This window comes from Clostridium sp. ATCC BAA-442, from assembly GCF_964239415.1.
Taxonomy (GTDB): domain Bacteria; phylum Bacillota; class Clostridia; order Oscillospirales; family Oscillospiraceae; genus Flavonifractor; species Flavonifractor plautii.
This window is the reverse complement of record NZ_CAXSQB010000104.1, coordinates 1-2,094: the sequence shown is the minus strand read 5'-3', so window position 1 is coordinate 2,094 and position 2,094 is coordinate 1. Positions and strand designations below refer to the sequence as shown.

General features: G+C 51.7%; 2 protein-coding genes. One reads left to right on the top strand and one right to left on the bottom strand.

Annotation, left to right across the window (positions count from 1 at the left end; all coding sequences use genetic code 11):
- The first annotated feature begins 345 nt into the window (after nucleotides 1-345).
- Nucleotides 346-504: a hypothetical protein gene (locus tag ACESY8_RS19630; RefSeq protein ID WP_153810771.1), complete on the top strand. Its 159-nt coding sequence runs from the start codon at nucleotides 346-348 to the stop codon at nucleotides 502-504.
- 74 nt (nucleotides 505-578) lie between these two features.
- Here ACESY8_RS19630 and ACESY8_RS19625 read toward each other — a convergent pair whose 3' ends face one another.
- On the bottom strand, nucleotides 579-1,814 hold the full coding sequence (locus ACESY8_RS19625; RefSeq protein ID WP_054339589.1) for an IS110 family RNA-guided transposase: 1,236 nt from the start codon (nucleotides 1,812-1,814) through the stop codon (nucleotides 579-581).
- Nucleotides 1,815-2,094: the final 280 nt, after the last annotated feature.

Genomic DNA, 2,094 nt, shown 5'->3' with positions numbered 1-2,094 from the left:
AAAGTCTGCAAATAAAAAGTCAAGCCTCTGAATGAAAAAATCCTCATTGGAAAACAGGGCAGGCAAAAAAGGCCAACAGCGGGAAACGGTTGGCCTGGAGAGGAGGCAAAGGCTTTAGGGACGTATCACAATAGAAGCGTTATTGAAATGCTTCCAGGAAAGACACTGACCGCAGTAGCAACAATAGGTCAGATACTCACGTTCCAAGGTAGAGCCACATTGAGGGCAGACAGGGAAAGAGGGTGCTCCAGGTATTAAAGGGAAGATATGTACCTCGGCAACTGGCATAGGGATACGAAATGAAAGTTCGTCCAGACCTACGCCTAAAAGTCGGTTAGGGGATTTGTGAAAACCAAGACAGATATTCTCAAAGACCTTGAGGGAGGGATAAGAGCGTTTGCAGACAATGTTGGAGAAATGTTTAGGGCTGCAATCACAGCGTTCGGAGGCCTTCTCATAGCTGAGATGCTCGGCGTCGCAGAGTTGGAGGAGGGAGGCGGATAGATTGTCTAAAAACATCAAAGACCCACACTTTCTGTCTAAAGATGCTTTTAGAGTAAAAGCAATATTGTTCCATCTCAAGGAAGAATACTGCCTGAATTTTCCTCCGGAGGCAGGGAAGCCAGGTATTCTTTTACTCTTCCGTAGTAAATGCGCAGGAACTTGTTGGCTCCGGCTGTCATGTAGACAAGATAAGGCTTACCCTCGGCACGTTTCTTGTCCATGAACTGGTAGACCGGGTCGTCCTGTGGCATGGTTTTCAGCAGGCAGTCCATGACCAGGAACAAGGCGCGGCGCAGCTCCGGCGGCCCACTTTTGGAGATTCTGGTGCTCTTGGCCTCGTGAGTACCGGACTGGTCGGCCCCGGGGTCGACGCCTGCAAAAGCGGTAATAGCGTTTCTGTGGGTGAACCGGGTAACATCCCCAAGCTCCGCCATAAGCTGCGGACCAAGAGAATCCCCAACACCGTGCATAGCCATGACAATGGGATGTTCCGGGAGTTGGGCGGCCAGAGTACGCATTTCCAACTTGAGCCTCTCCAGAGATTTTGAGACGGCGTTCAGCGCATCAATTGCCTGCCGGACCATAGTTTTGGTCAGGGGGGCCTTTGGAAGCATGGCAATCAGGTCCTTCGCCCCGGCGTGGATCTCAACAGCCCGGTTCTGACTGAAGTTGTAGCCATGCTGCTTGCACCACTTGCGGTAACGCTCGGTAAAAGCGGTGAGGCTCATGGTTCGCACACAGTCCACATGCCAGAAGGTCGCAGCAAAGTCCACCCACTTCTGGCTGCCGTCCTCGCGGACAGGACTGTCAAACAGGTCATTGACGTCGGGATAGATCTGGTCCAGGAGCGCAATGAGGTTGTTTTTCATCATCGTCTTGGTCTTGGAGTACAGTCCCTGCTGCCGATTCAGCGTTTTCAGTTGCATACGAATTGTGTCCATAAGTGTATGCTGGCGCAATTCTGCCCAGTTGTCAAGCCCATAGCGGGCAATCTTCTGGGCATCCGCCTTGTCGGTTTTCACTTTGCGCAGGGTGTTGTTGCCATAGTCTTTAATAAGCTTCGGATTAACCGCGCTGATAAAGATGCCTTCTTCGTGAAGGAAGCGGGCCACCGGCTCATAGTACCGCCCGGTGTGCTCCATGACCACCCGTGTCTCACCGGCCAGGCTTTTCAAGTAGTTTGCCAGCTCCTTGAGTTCACTTCCGGTGTGACCGACAGGAAATGGCTTTGCCACCACTTCCCCAAAGGGACGGAGAACAGATACCATGCTCTTTCCTTTGGAAACATCGACCCCTGCCACATTGTTCATAGTGCGCAACTCCCCATCGTAGATTTGTCTTTTGGCTTCCAGCCATTTCATCATTGCCGATCCAATCTATTTGATGACACGGGCGCACCGGTGTGGCGGCTCAACCTGCATAAATCGAACGCTGCGAATGAGAGGCTGGCTGACGGACTTTTGTACGGACGCAAGGGCCCAAGAAAGGAAACGCCAGGCCAAGACACTCCACATTCTAACAGCTTAGGCAACGATACGAAAAAAGACATGGCTGGCTGCCGTGCCTTTAACCGTAAATCTATTGTAATAG

Excerpts from the sequence above, each read along its gene's own strand:
- ACESY8_RS19625 (WP_054339589.1), bottom strand. The coding sequence starts at position 1,814 with ATGAACAATGTGGCAGGGGTCGATGTTTCCAAAGGAAAGAGCATGGTA.